The sequence below is a fragment of the Streptomyces sp. NPDC026659 genome (assembly GCF_040638245.1).
Taxonomy (GTDB): Bacteria; Actinomycetota; Actinomycetes; order Streptomycetales; family Streptomycetaceae; genus Streptomyces.
In genome coordinates this window covers 259,445-274,034 of the sequence record NZ_JBEZXY010000004.1, presented here as the reverse complement: position 1 = coordinate 274,034, position 14,590 = coordinate 259,445, and the positions used below count along the sequence as shown (strand labels likewise).

Sequence of the window (14,590 nt, the reverse complement as noted above, 5' to 3'; positions counted from 1 at the left end):
GTCCCCGGTGACGCCAGGAAGGCGGCACATTGCATGGCCAATGATGTGCATGTTTGTGCGCGACATTCGCTCTTCCGTGTGCTTCCATGCCCAGGCCGTCTTGACGAGCCGATGCCCCGACTTCATCGTGATGCACAGTCCTGCACATCCCAGTCGAGGAGCCGGTCCTCCATTACCGGGTCTGCGACACCGAGGCCATGGCCGCACAGCTCGGCTACCTGCTCACCGCCGGCGCCCTCCCGCAGGTCTCGCTCGGCATCATCCCCACGAACACGGCGGCCGGACAGCAGTGGCCACGCGAGACGTTCCACGTCTACGACGACCGCCTCGTCAGCGTCGAGCTGGTGTCCGCCCGCGTACGGATCACCCAACCGTCGGAGATCGACCTCCACTTGACGGCATTCGAACAGCTCCGCTCCATGGCCGTCTACGGCCCCGATGCCCGCACCCTCGTCCGCCGGGCCATCGAGGCGCTGGACCACCAGAGGAACTGAGTCGACACGCCTTCCGAGTCGCGCCAGACTCCCCCGATGACTCCACGAACCGACACGCCCCCCACCTGGGACGAGCGTGCGCAGCTCACCACCTTCCTCGACTACGCCCGGGACACCGCGCGAGCCAAGTGCGAGGGGGTGTCGGCCGAGGATGCTCGCAGGGCGCCGCTTCCGGGGTCGCCGTTGATGACGTTGTGCGGGTTGATCAGTCATCTGCGGTGGGTGGAGTACTACTGGTTCCAGGTGATGTTCCTGGGGGAGGAGCTGGCGGGACCGCTGGCTGGGGCCACCGACGACGATCCGGACCCGGAGATGCGGACGGCGGTCGAGGTCCCGTTGCCCCGCCTGCTCGCCGAGTACGAGGAGCAGAGCGCCCGTTACCGCCGTCTGGTGTCCGAGCACGAGCTGGACGCGAAGGCCGAGCGACCCATCGGGGACGGGCGGCACGTCGATCTTCGCTGGGTGATCCTTCACCTCATCGAGGAGACGTCCCGGCACAACGGTCACCTCGATGTCGTACGGGAACTTGTCGACGGGCGGACCGGCGCCTAGCCGGTCTCGTCCACGTGGGTCAGCCAGCCGTCGACCAGGTGCCAGTACCGCTGGTGGCGGGTCAGACGCCAGGTTTCGGTGGCGGTGAGGCCCTGGGTGATCCAGGCGTGGAGCTGGGGGAGGGCCTGGTCGCGGAGGACCAGGCGGGTGGCGGCGCGCTCGGTGGCGGGGACCGTGTGGACGTCCACGGAGAAGCCGACCGAGTCCGGGTGGACGCCGCCGCCGTAGGTGCGGGAGGCCGGGGCCACCCAGGACGCGCTCAGGACGATGGTCCCGCTGTCCAGACCGGTGAGGAAGTCCAGATGTCTGACCTCACTCATGAGCGGGCCCAGGTGCTCGGTGATGTCGGTCGTGGTCAGCGGCCAGGCGCGCCCGCGGGGCAGGCGGCGATTTCGTGCGGACATGACAGGGAGGGTGGCAGGAGGACTTCCTGTTCCGGAAACGAATTAGGGCCGATCCGTCGAAACGGATCGGCCCTAATTCCATCAGGGTGAGTGACGGGACTTGAACCCGCGACATCCTGGACCACAACCAGGTGCTCTGCCAGCTGAGCTACACCCACCACGACCGGCGGTTGAACTTGTCGTTCCCCGACCGGCCGAGAAGAAGTCTACAGGGTTCTCGGGGGTGCTCGCGCACACGTTTCCGTGTGGGGGTTACTGCGGGGGCAGGACGTACTTCGCGGCGATCGTCCGGGCCGTCTCGGAGTCCGGGCCGGGCTGGGGGACGAAGACCGCCTCGCGGTAGTAGCGCAGCTCGGCGATGGACTCGCGGATGTCGGCCAGGGCGCGGTGGTTGCCGTTCTTCTCCGGGCTGTTGAAGTACGCCCTCGGGTACCAGCGCCGGGCCAGCTCCTTGATCGAGGAGACGTCCACGATGCGGTAGTGGAGGTGCGCCTCCAGCGTGGGCATGTCGCGCAGCAGGAAGCCGCGGTCGGTGCCGACGGAGTTGCCGCACAGCGGGGCCTTGCCCGGCTCCTTGACGTGCTCACGGATGTACGCGAGCACCTGCTCCTCGGCGTCGGCCAGCGTCGTGCCGCCGGCCAGCTCCTCCAGCAGGCCGGACGCGGTGTGCATCTGGCGCACCACCTCCGGCATCGTCTCCAGCGCGGAGTCCGGCGGACGGATGACGATGTCCACGCCCTCGCCGAGCACGTTCAGCTCGGAGTCGGTGACGAGGGCGGCCACCTCGATGAGCGCGTCGTCGGACAGCGAGAGGCCGGTCATCTCGCAGTCGATCCACACCATGCGATCGTTCATGTGTCTCACCTTACGGTGAGCCGACCCCAGCTGAACCCGGCCGTGCGCGAGGTATGGGGGAGGGGAGGAGGCGTGTGACTTCCGCCTCCTCCCCTCCCTCCGATATCCCTACGGGAACCCGTACGGCATCCCCTGCGGTCAGACCCCGCCCCGCGCCCCCGGCAGCAGGCTCACCGCGCCCGCCGCGTGCCTGCGGCTCTGGAGCGGGACTCCCCCGTCACGCTCCGAACGCTCCGAGTGCAGTACGGCGGGCACCTGGCCGACCACGCCATGGCCGGCCAGACCGACCGGCCCGGCGCCGGACACCCCGGGCGGCGGCAACGGCGACTCCTGCTCGACCGGCCGTTCGCCCTGCGGCCTGCGGGCCCGGTAGGCGGCCCGGTAGGCGGCGGGCGACGAGCCGAGCTGGCGGCGGAAGTGCCCGCGCAGCGCGACCGGTGAGCGGAAGCCGCACCGGCCCGCGACCTCGTCCACGGAGTAGTCCGAGGTCTCGAGCAGCCGCTGTGCCTGGAGCACCCGCTGGGTGATCAGCCACTGCAGCGGCGCGCTGCCGGTGAGCGAGCGGAAACGGCGGTCGAACGTACGGCGGCTCATATAGGCGCGTGCCGCCAACGTCTCCACGTCGAACTGCTCGTGGAGGTGTTCCAGCGCCCAGGCGACGACCTCGGCCAGCGGGTCGGCGCCGATCTCCTCTGGTAAAGACCTGTCGAGATAGCGCTCCTGACCGCCACTGCGGCGCGGCGGGACCACCAGACGCCGGGCGAGCGCGCCCGCCGCCTCGTTGCCGTGGTCCGTCCGCACGATGTGGAGACAGAGGTCGATCCCGGCCGCCGTCCCCGCGGAGGTCAGTACGTCGCCGTCGTCCACGAAGAGTTCCCGTGGATCGACGTGCACCGACGGATAGCGCTTGGCCAGCGTCGGCGCGTACATCCAGTGGGTGGTCGCGGGTCGGCCGTCCAGCAGGCCGGCCGCCGCCAGGACGAACGCCCCGGTGCACAGGCCGACGATGCGGGCCCCCTCCTCATGCGCGCGGCGGAGGGCGTCGAGCGCCTCCTCCGGCGGTGGTGAGGTGATCGAACGCCAGGCCGGTACGACGACCGTGCCCGCACGGGAGATCGCCTCCAGGCCATGCGGCGCGGTGAGTTCCAGGCCCCCTGTGGTCCGCAGCGGGCCGTCCTCGCCCCCGCACACCAGCAGTCGGTAGCGCGGTACTCCGGCGTCCTGGCGGTCGATCCCGAACACCGAAAGCGGTATGGAACTCTCGAAGATGGGGCCGCCGCTGAACAGCAGCACCGCGACGATCTCCTTGCGGCGTCGCCCGGCGAGCTTCCGGGCCGCGGCATCCGGCGCTGCGGTGGAGTCGTGGCTCATACTGCTAAGCCCCCCTCGGTGGTCGCGGCTCCTCGGTTGTGTCGCAACTGCACGTTTCCCCTTGGTCCTGCACGAGTCCCCCGCCGTAAGACAGTCAAGATCGAATCTACTGGCTGCCGTGGTCTGCCGGTGGCCAGTTCTCCACGTCACGCATTGTCGACATGACAACTTGGCGTGAAGCATTCGATCACGAAGGGTTGCACTCGTGGGCCGCGCAGGGAAGTGCGCCTCGGCGTGGTGGCCAAACCGCATAGGGTGCGTGGGGTCTCGTGGACCCTGTTTGTGCAGGTGGAACGGGGGATGAGGGGTGGTTGCGCCCCCTCCGGAGCGATATTCAGAAGTTGGCTGAAAAGCAGCGTTCCGAGGCGCGGAAACCGGTCAGTCAACCGGTGTCTGTCGTTCCGCCTTCGCCGCGGCCCGCTCGAAGTGGCGCAGCAGCGCCCAACACGTTCCCGTCACGGCGGTGAGGCCCAGACCCGCGCCGGCGGCGGTCACCGGCGCGCTGCCGCACCACAGCAGGACGACGGGGACGAGCAGACACCCGAACACACCCCAGCCGATCACGTCACGCACCGTGTCCGACGCGGGCGGAGCGGAGGGAGTGGACGGAACGGGCGGAGCCGACGACTCGGCGCGCGGTGCGGCGGTGGGCCGGGGTGCGGGCATCGGGGCTCCCTGGGGCGGCGGGTTCAGGGGGTTCAACGCGGCCGGGCCCGGTCGGTCACCGGGCGGGCCCGGATTTCCGTACCGCGGGCCCGGATTTCCGTACAACGGTCACCGACCGGCCCCGAACCGGTCCCGCCCCGTCCAGCAATCCCGTACAAAACCGCGTGTACGGGGCAGCGACCATTGCGCCCCGCGCGCCGCTCGTGCATTCTCCGGGGAACCCCCCGGGCACCCCGGAGGGCCGCTCACGGAGCGTGCGGGAGATCTGGGCCCGGGAGGCGTGCCGCCGTACCCTTGGGGGTATGGGCTTGGGAAGACGAATCCCGGACACAGCTCCGCCGCACGATGTCCCCCTCCCATAAAAGGATCACAACGCCGAGACAGCCATGGCCGGTCACGAATTCTTCGAACCCGCGGACCGCAAGCGGCCGGTTGCCGAACCGACGGCGGCCGACCCCCTGGCGGCGGAAGAGACACGCCCTTCCTGCGATCCAGCCTTCCAGCACGGAGTGGTCGTCGGCTTCGACGGCTCCACCTCCAGCGAGCGCGCCCTCGCCTACGCGATCGGCGTGGCCCGGCGATCCGGCTCCGGCCTGATCATCGTCCATGTGGCCAACCGGCTGCCCACCACCGTGTGGGCGGGCTGCGAGCCGCCCGTCTTCGTCGACGTTCCCGACCATCGCACCGAGGTGCTCGGTCTCGAGCTGGCCTGCGCGGAGCATCTCGCCGAGGTGCCCTGGATCCTGGTCGAGCGCGGCGGCGACATCTGCCACGAACTCGAGGAGGTCGGGCGGGAGTACGAGGCGGACGCGATCGTGGTCGGCTCGACCCACGGCCTCGTCGGCCGGCTCTTCGGCTCGGTGGCGGGACGGCTGGCCAAGCGGGCCCGGCGTCCGGTGATCGTGATTCCCTGAGGTCCTCCGAGGTCCTCTGAGTTCCTCCGAGGGGCGCGTTCGGCAGCGCGGAACGCTCAACGCGCCTGTCGGTGCGCCCAGTTGACCCTTGAATCAGGTGTCCGGAAGCCCCCGGCGGGGCATGTACCCCGCCGGGGGCTTCGGTGCGTGTCGCAGCCGGCGGGTGACGGCCGTCGGCGAGGGGGCGGCACATGAATGGACCCCCACGTGGGGCACGTAGGGGTCCGTTCTCCGACAGCGGGGGTGGACTACTCCACCGTCACCGACTTGGCCAGGTTGCGCGGCTTGTCGATGTCGCGGCCCAGGGCCTTCGCCGTGTGGTACGCGAGCAGCTGGAGCGGGATGCCCATGAGGATCGGGTCCAGCTCGTCCTCGTTCTTCGGGACGATGATCGTCTGGTCGGCCTTCTCCTGCTCCTGGTGGGCGACCGCGAGGATCTTGCCGCTGCGGGCCTTGATCTCCTCCAGGGCGGCGCGGTTCTTCTCCAGCAGGTCGTCGTCCGGGACGATCGCGACCGTCGGCAGGGCGGGCTCGATCAGGGCCAGCGGGCCGTGCTTGAGCTCGGAGGCGGGGTAGGCCTCGGCGTGGATGTACGAGACCTCCTTGAGCTTCAGGGAGGCCTCACGCGCCACCGGGTAGCCCCGGACACGGCCGATGAAGAGCATCGAGCGGGCGTCGGCGAACTGCTCCGCCAGCACCTTGATCTCCTCTTCCTGCTTGAGGATCTCGGTGATCTGCTGGGGCAGCTTGCGCAGGCCCTCGATGATCCGCTTGCCGTCGCGCACGGACAGGTCGCGGGTGCGGCCGAGGTGCAGGGCGAGCAGCGCGAACGCGACGGTCATGTTGGTGAAGCACTTGGTGGACACCACGCAGACCTCGGGGCCGGCGTGCACGTACATGCCGCCGTCCGCCTCGCGGGCGATGGCCGAGCCGACCACGTTGACGACGCCCAGGACGCGGGCGCCCTTGCGCTTCAGCTCCTGGACGGCCGCGAGCACGTCGTACGTCTCACCGGACTGCGAGACCGCGATGTAGAGGGTGTCGGGGTCCACGACCGCGTTGCGGTAGCGGAACTCGGAGGCGGGCTCGGCGTCGGCGGGGATGCGGGCCAGCTCCTCGATCATCTGGGCGCCGATCATGCCCGCGTGGTACGAGGTGCCGCAGCCGAGGATCTTCACGCGGCGGATCTGGCGCGCCTCGCGGGCGTCCAGGTTGAGGCCGCCGAGGTGCACGGTGGAGAAGCGGTCGTCGATGCGGCCGCGCAGCACGCGGTCCACGGCGTCGGCCTGCTCGAAGATCTCCTTGTGCATGTAGGTGTCGTGGCCGCCCATGTCGTACGAGGCGGCCTCCCACTCCACGGTGGTGGGCTCGGAGCTGGTCCGGGTGCCCTCGGTGGTGTAGGTGCGGAAGTCGTCGGCCTTGAGGGTGGCCATCTCGCCGTCGTCCAGGGTGACGACCTGGCGGGTGTGGGCGACCAGGGCGGCGATGTCCGAGGCGACGAACATCTCCTTCTCGCCGATGCCGAGCACGACCGGGGAGCCGTTGCGGGCGACCACGATGCGGTCGGGGAAGTCGGCGTGCATGACGGCGATGCCGTAGGTGCCCTCGACGACGCGCAGCGCCTCGCGGACCTTGTCCTCCAGCTTCTCGGCCGTCGAGCGGGCGACCAGGTGGACGAGGACCTCGGTGTCGGTGTCGGAGAGGAACTCGACGCCGTCCGCCTCCAGCTTGCGGCGCAGGTCGGAGGCGTTGTCGATGATGCCGTTGTGCACGACGGCGACCTTGCTGTCCGCCGACATGTGCGGGTGGGCGTTCACGTCGGACGGGGCGCCGTGCGTGGCCCAGCGGGTGTGGGCGATGCCGGTGGTGCCCTTGAAGCGCGCGGGGACCTTGGCCTCCAGGTCGCGGACCCGGCCCTTGGCCTTGACCATCTTCAGGGCCGGAGCCTTGGGGGAGCTGACGACGACGCCCGCCGAGTCGTAGCCCCGGTACTCCAGGCGCTGGAGGCCCTCCAGGAGCAGGGGAGCTACGTCACGCCTACCGATGTATCCGACAATTCCGCACATATGAAGTCTTCCCTCGCCCTGGAGTTTCTCAGCCGTAGACCATGCGGCGCAGTTGCCTGAGCGTCAGCTCCGGCGGTGCCACGGCCCGGTATTTCAGGTCCGCCTCGATCCGGTCGAAGATCGCCGTGTTCCGCAGGCCCTCGGCCTGCAGTTCACGGTGGCGGCGACGGACGTACTCCTGAGTCGTCTCGTCGAAGTAGGCCAGCACGTCCTGGATCACCCGCAGCGCTTCGCCCCTGTTCAGCGGGGTGGAGCGCGTCAGATGATCGACAAGTTCCTCGTGCACCCGGTAGATCCTGGGGCACGGCGGCGACTTTCGCAAGAATCTTGCCCGAAATCGGGCAAGCGCCTGTTGGGGCTCCGATGGGGTGCTGTTAGCCGGAAATCCACTCCGCGTCCTGGGCGGCGTCGCCCGCGCCGGGCACCTTTCGGTGACATGGACATTCCTCGTATGGGCGTACCCGAGAAGCTGGCCGAGCGCATGAGCATGGCCGAGCGGCACGAGTATCTGCGCGCCAGATTCTCCCGGCGGAACATGATCAGAGGCGGCGCCGTGACCCTGGGCACCGTCGTCGGGGGCGCGTTCGTCTCCGGCACCCAGGCCGCGGCCGCCGCCCCGGCCACCGCCGCCACGATCCCCGCCCACCGCCCCGCCGAGACCGTCGACGGCGCCCTCGTCGCCCCCTTCGGACGCCATCTGGCCTGGGGCAACGACCCGCGCACCGAGGTCACCGTCTCCTGGCAGGTGCCCGTCGCGGTCAAGCGGCCCTTCATCCGGATCGGCGCCCACCCCTGGGACCTCTCCCGCAAGATCGAGGCCGAGGTCCGCACCCTGCACACCCCGGCCGGGGTCGGCGCGAGCGGCGACCACACCCAGTACTACCTGCACGCCAGGCTGACCCGTCTGCGCCCCGGGCAGACCTATTACTACGGCGTCGGCCACCAGGGCTTCGACCCCGCCGCGCCCCACCTCCTCGGCACGCTGGGCACCTTCACCACCGCCCCCGCCGGGAAGAAGCCCTTCACCTTCACCGCCTTCGGCGACGAGGGCGTCGGCTACCACGGCCTGGCCAACAACGCCCTGATCCTCGGCCAGAACCCCGCCTTCCACCTCCACGCGGGCGACATCGCCTACGGCGACCCCGCCGGGGCCGGAAAGACCACCGACACCGGCTTCGACTCGCGCACCTGGGACCAGTTCCTGCACCAGACCGAGTCCGTCGCCAAGCAGATCCCCTGGATGCCCGCCTACGGCAACCACGACATGGAGGCCTGGTACTCGCCCAACGGCTACGGCGGCGAGGAGGCCCGCTGGACCCTCCCCGACAACGGCCCCGACCACCGGAACCTCCCCGGCGTCTACTCCTTCGTCTACGGCAACACCGCCGTCATCTCGCTGGACGCCAACGACATCTCGTACGAGATCCCGGCGAACCTCGGCATCTCCGGCGGTACCCAGACCACGTGGCTGGAGACCCAGCTGAAGAAGTACCGCGCCGCGAAGGACGTCGACTTCGTCGTGATCTTCTTCCACCACTGCGCCTACTGCACCTCCACCGCCCACGCCTCCGAGGGCGGGGTGCGCGAGGAGTGGGTGCCGCTGTTCGAGAAGTACACCGTGGACCTGGTCATCAACGGCCACAACCACCAGTACGAGCGCACCGACGTGATCAAGGGCGACAAGGTCGTCAAGAAGCTCCCCGTCGGCGGCACGGCCTACCCGGAGACCGAGGGCGTCGTCTACGTCACGGCGGGCGCGGCCGGGCGGAGCCTGTACGCCTTCACCGCGCCGGACTCCTACGAGGGGCACGAGCACGAGGTCGAGTCCGTGGCCTCCTTCGTCAACCTCAAGGACGGCAAGCGCAACGAGTCCGTCACCTGGTCCCGGGTGCGCTACCTCGACTACTCCTTCCTGCGCGTGGACGTCACGCCCGCGCCGAAGGGGCGCACGGCCACGCTGACCGTGTCGGGCATCGCGGAGACCGGCGAGCGGATCGACCACTTCACGGTGGCGCGCAAGGCCAAGTAGGCCGGGGAGTACGGGAACGGGCACCCCGGAGGACCGTACTCCGGGGTGCCCGTCGTTTCTGTGCCCTGATGGGCGCCCTCAGCGCCCGGCGAGCGGGTTCTCCAGGGTGCCGATGAGCTGGAGCGCGCCGGAGGGGTCGGCGAGGTCCACCATCTGCTTGTTGTTCCGCAGCTGGAGCCGGTTCAGGCAGGACAGCGCGAACTCCGGCGCGAACATGTCGTACTGCGCGAACTTCTCCGCCAGCTGCGGGTTCGCCGCCTGGTACTCGCGGGTGATCTCCGCGACCGTGCCCCAGAAGCCGTCCTCGGAGAGGACGCCCTCGGCGGCCAGGTCGGACGCGAGGAAACGGAAGAAGCAGTCGAAGACGTCGGTGAAGACCGACAGCAGCTTGGTGTCCTCGGGCACCTCGACCCGGATGCGCCGGACCTCGGGCGGCAGCACCGCGTCCGGGTCCATGACGGCGATCTCCTCCGCGATGTCCTTGTACACCGCGCGCCGGACCGCGCCGTCCTCCAGGACCAGGATCACGTTCTCGCCGTGCGGCATGAACACCAGGTCGTAGGCGTAGAAGCTGTGCAGCAGCGGCACGTAGTAGGCCCGCAGGTACTCCCGCAGCCACTGGTCGGGCGCGAGCCCGGACCGCTCGATCAGCGCGGCCGCGAAGGAGGCGCCCTCGTGGTCGGTGTGGAGCAGCGACGCCATGGTCGCGAGCGACTCGCCCTCGGCGAGCGAGGCCACCGGGCTCTCGCGCCACAGCGCGGCCAGCATCTTGCGGTACGGCGAGTAGCGGTCGGTCGCCCGCTCGTACTCCAGGTGCCGGTAGCCGACGGCCGCCTGCTCGCGGATGATCGTCAGGCCGGTCTCCCGGAGCACCGGGTCGCTCTCGATCAGCTGCGTCAGCCAGTCGTTGATCGCCGGGGTCGCCTCCATGTAGGCGGCCGACAGGCCCCGCATGAAGCCCATGTTGAGGACGGACAGGGCCGTCTTCACGTAGTGCTTCTCCGGGTGCGAGGTGTTGAAGAAGGTCCGGATGGACTGCTGGGCCAGATACTCGTCCTCGCCCTCGCCCAGGCACACCAGATGGCGGCGGGCCACCTCGGCGGCGAACGTCACGCTGAGCTTGTTCCACCACTGCCAGGGGTGGACCGGGATCAGCAGATAGTCCTCCGGGTCGAGGCCCTGTCCGGTGAGGACGCCCCGGAACCGCTCCAGGGTGGCCTCGCCCAGTTCCCGCCGGAAGAACTCCTCGTACTCGACGCCCGCCCCGGCCGTGAACGCGGCACGCGAGCGGTGCGCGGCCAGCCAGACCAGTTTCACCGGGCTCGCGGTCTCCGGCGCGTACGCCAGATACTCGTGCACACCGAAGCCGAGCCGCCCGTTGTTCGCGACGAAGCACGGGTGGCCCTCGGTCATCCCGGTCTCGATCTCCTGGAACGAGCCGGCCGCCAGCTCCTTCGCGGTGACGCGGGGTTTGGTGAGCTTGTAGCAGGTGCCGGACAGGGTGGAGGAGATCTCCTCCAGGTACACCGGCAGGATCTCGTCGCTCAGGCCGAGCGACTCCTTGAACTCGATGAAGAAGTCCAGGGCGGCGAGCGGGAGTTCGGTGCCCTCGCGGTCACGGGTGATCGAGTCGGTGTCGATCTGCCAGTGGTCCAGGCCCCGGCGGACGGCCGAGAAGCGGTACGCGGTGAGCTTGTCGTCGCTGCGGACGACGTATCGCTCCCCGGCCGCCCCGGCCTCCCCGCCCTCCTGGGGCGTGAGCAGCCGCTCGTGGGCGAACTCGGAGAGGGCCTTGCGGATCAGCAGGCGGTTGGCCTGGTCCCAGCGCTCGGGGGAGAGGTGCGCGACGGAGTCGGCGAGGGTCATGCGGCCACCCCCGTCGCCGCCTCGAACCGCTCCCGCGTGCAGAAGCTCAGCAGGGCGCGCTTCTCCGGCTTCTCTATCTCGCGTTCGGCCTCGAAGCCGACGGCCTCGTTGAGCACGTGCACGGCCTTGTTCCGTACGTCCGGCTCGACGACCACGCGCCGGGTCGCCGGGGCCGCGAACAGATGCGCCATCACGGCCGTGATCACCGACCGGGTGAAGCCGTGCACGGGCGTGTCCGTGGGCGGGACCAGGAAGTGCATCCCGACATCCCCCTCCTCCGGCTCGTACAGCCCGACCAGCTCCCGGTGGGCGGGGTCGTAGCTCTCCATCAGGAAGACCGGCGTCCCGGCCTCGTCCAGACCGAGGAAGGCGTGGTGGTGCGCGTCGGCCGCGATCTCCATGTAGGCACGCTCGACGTCCACCAGGCGCGCGTCCTGCATCATCCAGAACGCGGCCTTCGGGTCCGTGACCCAGCGGTGCACGAGACGCGCGTCCTTCAGGGGGTCGAGAGGGCGGATCGTGAAGGTCATACGGCGAACTCCTGGAAGGCGATGGTCTTTTCCACCGGGTAGATCTCCCTGCCGAGCATCTCCCGGATGATGGAGGCGTTCCGGTAGGGGCCCATGCCCAGGTCGGGGCTGGTGACGCTGTGGGTGTGGACGCCGGCGTTCTGGAGGAAGACGCCCCGGCCGGTGACGTCGATCGCGTAGTCGCGGCCGATGGCGAAGTTGCCGTGGGAGTCGTAACGCAGGCGGTCGCGGACGGGCTTGAGGAACTCCGGCTCGCGGTACCGGTAGCCGGTGGCGAGGACCAGGCCGTCGCTCTCCAGCTCGAAGTCCTTGCCCTGCTCCTCCTGGCGGAAGGCGAGGGTGTAGGTGCCGTCCTCGTAACGGGCGCTGGTGAGCGCGGAGTTGGTGAGCAGGCGGGTGGGGACCGGGCCGCCGAGGTTCTTCTGGTAGAGCAGGTCGAAGATCTCGTTGATCAGCTCGCCGTCGATTCCCTTGAACAGGCCCTTCTGCGCGGTGGCGAGCCGGTAGCGGGTGTCCTCCGGGAGCGCGTGGAAGTAGTCGATGTACTCCGGGGAGGTCATCTCCAGCGTGAGCTTGGTGTACTCCAGCGGGAAGAAGCGCGGGGAGCGGGTGACCCAGTTCAGCCGGTAGCCGTGGACGTCGATCTCGCTGAGCAGGTCGTAGTAGATCTCCGCCGCCGACTGGCCGCTGCCGACCAGGGTGATGGAGCGCTTCTTCTGCAGCTCCGCCTTGTGCTGGAGATAGCGGGAGTTGTGCAGGAAGTCGCCGCCGAGGTCCTGGCACGCCTCGGGGATGTACGGCGGGGTGCCGGTGCCGAGGACCAGGTGCTTGGCGCGGTAGGTGTCACCGGCGTCGGTGTGCACGGCGTACACGCCGTCCTCGTAGGTGACTTCGGTGACCGTCGTGCCGAAGCGCACGCTGGTCAGCTTGTTGGCGGCCCAGCGGCAGTAGTCGTCGTACTCGACCCGAAGCGGGTAGAAGTTCTCGCGGATGTAGAACGAGTACAGACGGCCCTTCTCCTTCAGGTAGTTGAGGAAGGAGTACGGCGAGGTCGGGTCGGCCAGGGTGACCAGGTCCGACATGAACGGCGTCTGGAGATGGGCGCCGTCGAGGAACATCCCGGCGTGCCACTCGAAGTCCGGCTTGGAGTCGAGGAAGACGCCGTTCAGCTCTTCGACGGGCTCGGTGAGACAGGCCAGGCCGAGGTTGAAGGGACCGAGGCCGATCCCCACGAAGTCGAGGACGGGGCTGGCTTCAGGAAGCGCGGTCAAGGGACTCTCCCAGGTACTGCTCGGCGTGGCCGGCGATCAGATCGAGGACGGCGGCGATGTCGGCCGCGGTGGTCTCGGGGTTGAGCAGGGTGAACTTCAGGTAGTGGCGGCCGCCGACCTTGGTGCCCGCGACGACGGCGTCACCGGAGGCGAACAGGGCCTTGCGGGCGTAGAGGTTGGCGCGGTCGATCTCGGCGGGGTCGGTGACACCGGCGGGGATGTAGCGGAAGACGAGCGTGGACAGGGACGGCGCCACGACCACGTCGTAACGCGGGTCCGTCGCGAGCAGCTTCCAGCCCTCCTGGGCCAACTCACAGACCTCGTCGAAGAGTTCACCGATGCCGTCGGCGCCCATCACGCGCAGCGTCATCCACAGCTTGAGCGCGTCGAAACGGCGCGTGGTCTGGAGGGACTTGTCGACCTGGTTGGGGATGCGCTCCTCGACCATGCGGCGCGGGTTGAGGTAGTCCGCGTGGTAGGTGGCGTGGCGCAGGGTGGCCACGTCGCGTACCAGGAGGGCGGACGAACTCACCGGCTGGAAGAAGGACTTGTGGTAGTCCACGGTGACCGAGTCGGCGCGCTCGATGCCGTTCAGGCGGTCGCGGTGCTTGAGCGAGGTGAGCAGTCCGCAGCCGTAGGCGGCGTCCACGTGCATCCACACGCCGAACTGCTCGCACAGCGCGGCGATTTCGGGGAGCGGGTCGATGGAGCCGAAGTCGGTGGTGCCCGCGGTGGCGACGACGGCCATCGGCACGAGGCCGTCTTCGGCGCAGCGCTCCAGCTCGTGGGCGAGCGCGACGGTGTGCATCCGCTTGTCGTGGTCCACGGGGATGGTCACCACCGCGTCCGGGCCGAGGCCGAGCAGTTTCGCGGACTTCTTCACGCTGAAGTGACTCACCTCGGAGGTGAACACCCGGAGTTTGTCCAGGGATTCGGCCTTGGTCTCCTCGCGGGCGAGCAGCAGGGCCTGGAGGTTGGACTGGCTGCCGCCGGAGGTGAAGACCCCGTCGGCGTTCTCGCCGAGGCCGATGCGCTCGGTGGTCCAGTCGATCAGTTTCCGCTCGATGAGCGTGCCGCCGGCCGACTGGTCCCAGGTGTCCAGCGAGGAGTTGACGGCGGAGAGTACGGCCTCGCCGAGCACCGCCGGGATGACGACGGGGCAGTTGAGGTGGGCGAGGTAGCGGGGGTGGTGGAAGTAGACGGCGTCGCGGAGGTACAGCTCCTCCAGTTCGTCCAGGACCGCGGCGGTGTCGCCGAGCGGGCGGTCCAGGTCGACGGCGTCGATGCGGGGGGTGAGCTCGTCGACGGTGACGCCGGTGAACGGACGTTCGGTGGTGGCGAGTTTGGCCGCCACCCGCTCTACTCCTTCGGTCACGGAGCGGCGGTAGTGCTCCGCGGTGAGGCCATTGAGCAGGTGCGAGCGCATGTGGGGGTCCTCCGAGGGGACTGTCCGTGCGGGAACATCAACTTAGGTTAGCCTAACCTAAGTTGGCTCGGAAGTGATCACGGGGGTGTGGTGACGGGGGTCACGTGAGCGCTGCGCTCGGCTTCGACGGATGAGGCGTCGGTGGC

At 69.3% G+C, this 14,590-nt stretch carries 13 protein-coding genes, 1 tRNA gene and 1 pseudogene; 4 read left to right on the top strand and 11 right to left on the bottom strand.

Translation table 11 applies throughout. The annotated features are described in order from the left end of the window. Positions 1–152: 152 nt before the first annotated feature. Together AB0E91_RS13300 and AB0E91_RS13295 are read left to right on the top strand one after the other, a co-directional pair. Positions 153–494: pseudogene (locus AB0E91_RS13300) on the top strand (Scr1 family TA system antitoxin-like transcriptional regulator); the annotation flags it as partial. A 36-nt stretch (positions 495–530) separates the two neighbouring features. Next, complete coding sequence (locus tag AB0E91_RS13295) at positions 531–1,046, top strand: DinB family protein (RefSeq protein WP_361779693.1); 516 nt, start codon at positions 531–533, stop codon at positions 1,044–1,046. Here AB0E91_RS13295 and AB0E91_RS13290 read toward each other — a convergent pair. From AB0E91_RS13290 to AB0E91_RS13270, 5 genes are all read right to left on the bottom strand, one after another. Next, complete coding sequence (locus AB0E91_RS13290) at positions 1,043–1,450, bottom strand: hypothetical protein (protein ID WP_361779691.1); 408 nt, start codon at positions 1,448–1,450, stop codon at positions 1,043–1,045. The two genes, AB0E91_RS13295 and AB0E91_RS13290, sit on opposite strands and share 4 nt — an antisense overlap. 85 nt (positions 1,451–1,535) lie before the next feature. Then, positions 1,536–1,608, bottom strand: a tRNA-His gene (locus AB0E91_RS13285). A gap of 94 nt (positions 1,609–1,702) precedes the next feature. Beyond that, complete coding sequence (orn, locus tag AB0E91_RS13280; RefSeq protein WP_161182036.1) at positions 1,703–2,305, bottom strand: oligoribonuclease; 603 nt, start codon at positions 2,303–2,305, stop codon at positions 1,703–1,705. Positions 2,306–2,443: 138 nt separating this feature from the next. After that, entirely contained in the window at positions 2,444–3,676 is a 1,233-nt protein-coding gene (locus tag AB0E91_RS13275) for a helix-turn-helix domain-containing protein (RefSeq protein WP_361779688.1), read from the bottom strand. A gap of 378 nt (positions 3,677–4,054) precedes the next feature. After that, positions 4,055–4,342, bottom strand: coding sequence for a hypothetical protein (locus AB0E91_RS13270; RefSeq protein ID WP_361779686.1), 288 nt, complete (start codon positions 4,340–4,342; stop codon positions 4,055–4,057). A 386-nt stretch (positions 4,343–4,728) separates the two neighbouring features. On the opposite strand from AB0E91_RS13270, the gene AB0E91_RS13265 reads away from it, so the two are divergent. Continuing rightward, entirely contained in the window at positions 4,729–5,256 is a 528-nt protein-coding gene (locus tag AB0E91_RS13265; protein WP_161182033.1) for a universal stress protein, read from the top strand. A gap of 248 nt (positions 5,257–5,504) precedes the next feature. On the opposite strand, the gene glmS is transcribed toward AB0E91_RS13265, so the two are convergent. Together glmS and AB0E91_RS13255 are read right to left on the bottom strand one after the other, a co-directional pair. Continuing rightward, entirely contained in the window at positions 5,505–7,322 is a 1,818-nt protein-coding gene (glmS, locus tag AB0E91_RS13260; RefSeq protein ID WP_361779683.1) for a glutamine--fructose-6-phosphate transaminase (isomerizing), read from the bottom strand. Between the two features lie 28 nt (positions 7,323–7,350). Then, positions 7,351–7,608 carry a hypothetical protein gene (locus AB0E91_RS13255; protein WP_161182031.1) on the bottom strand — a complete coding sequence of 86 codons (258 nt, stop codon included), beginning with the start codon at positions 7,606–7,608 and terminating at the stop codon, positions 7,351–7,353. Positions 7,609–7,773: 165 nt separating this feature from the next. Between AB0E91_RS13255 and AB0E91_RS13250 the strand changes: the two genes are divergently transcribed. Next, the gene (locus tag AB0E91_RS13250; protein WP_361780133.1) at positions 7,774–9,351 is read left to right on the top strand and encodes a metallophosphoesterase family protein; all 1,578 of its coding nucleotides are present in this window, start codon (positions 7,774–7,776) and stop codon (positions 9,349–9,351) included. Between the two features lie 78 nt (positions 9,352–9,429). On the opposite strand, the gene AB0E91_RS13245 is transcribed toward AB0E91_RS13250, so the two are convergent. Genes AB0E91_RS13245 through desA form a run of 4 tightly spaced genes read right to left on the bottom strand, consistent with a single transcriptional unit; the run spans position 9,430 to position 14,444 of the window. After that, positions 9,430–11,217 carry an IucA/IucC family siderophore biosynthesis protein gene (locus tag AB0E91_RS13245; protein ID WP_361779679.1) on the bottom strand — a complete coding sequence of 596 codons (1,788 nt, stop codon included), beginning with the start codon at positions 11,215–11,217 and terminating at the stop codon, positions 9,430–9,432. Then, the gene (locus tag AB0E91_RS13240; RefSeq protein ID WP_361779676.1) at positions 11,214–11,747 is read right to left on the bottom strand and encodes a GNAT family N-acetyltransferase; all 534 of its coding nucleotides are present in this window, start codon (positions 11,745–11,747) and stop codon (positions 11,214–11,216) included. Before AB0E91_RS13240 ends, AB0E91_RS13245 begins: the two co-directional genes overlap by 4 nt. Then, on the bottom strand, positions 11,744–13,018 hold the full coding sequence (locus AB0E91_RS13235; protein ID WP_361779673.1) for a lysine N(6)-hydroxylase/L-ornithine N(5)-oxygenase family protein: 1,275 nt from the start codon (positions 13,016–13,018) through the stop codon (positions 11,744–11,746). Before AB0E91_RS13235 ends, AB0E91_RS13240 begins: the two co-directional genes overlap by 4 nt. After that, positions 13,002–14,444 (bottom strand): lysine decarboxylase DesA, encoded by a 1,443-nt coding sequence (gene desA, locus AB0E91_RS13230; protein WP_361779670.1) that lies wholly within the window; start codon positions 14,442–14,444, stop codon positions 13,002–13,004. The genes AB0E91_RS13235 and desA overlap by 17 nt, the downstream gene beginning before the upstream one ends. Positions 14,445–14,590 lie beyond the last annotated feature (146 nt).

Bases quoted from the DNA above. Each gene is read 5' to 3' on its own strand.
- AB0E91_RS13295 (WP_361779693.1), top strand. From the start codon at position 531: ATGACTCCACGAACCGACACGCCCCCCACCTGGGACGAGCGTGCGCAG.
- AB0E91_RS13290 (WP_361779691.1), bottom strand. From the start codon at position 1,450: ATGTCCGCACGAAATCGCCGCCTGCCCCGCGGGCGCGCCTGGCCGCTG.
- orn (WP_161182036.1), bottom strand. From the start codon at position 2,305: ATGAACGATCGCATGGTGTGGATCGACTGCGAGATGACCGGCCTCTCG.
- AB0E91_RS13275 (WP_361779688.1), bottom strand. From the start codon at position 3,676: ATGAGCCACGACTCCACCGCAGCGCCGGATGCCGCGGCCCGGAAGCTC.
- AB0E91_RS13270 (WP_361779686.1), bottom strand. From the start codon at position 4,342: ATGCCCGCACCCCGGCCCACCGCCGCACCGCGCGCCGAGTCGTCGGCT.
- AB0E91_RS13265 (WP_161182033.1), top strand. From the start codon at position 4,729: ATGGCCGGTCACGAATTCTTCGAACCCGCGGACCGCAAGCGGCCGGTT.
- glmS (WP_361779683.1), bottom strand. From the start codon at position 7,322: ATGTGCGGAATTGTCGGATACATCGGTAGGCGTGACGTAGCTCCCCTG.
- AB0E91_RS13250 (WP_361780133.1), top strand. From the start codon at position 7,774: ATGGGCGTACCCGAGAAGCTGGCCGAGCGCATGAGCATGGCCGAGCGG.
- AB0E91_RS13245 (WP_361779679.1), bottom strand. From the start codon at position 11,217: ATGACCCTCGCCGACTCCGTCGCGCACCTCTCCCCCGAGCGCTGGGAC.
- AB0E91_RS13240 (WP_361779676.1), bottom strand. From the start codon at position 11,747: ATGACCTTCACGATCCGCCCTCTCGACCCCCTGAAGGACGCGCGTCTC.
- desA (WP_361779670.1), bottom strand. From the start codon at position 14,444: ATGCGCTCGCACCTGCTCAATGGCCTCACCGCGGAGCACTACCGCCGC.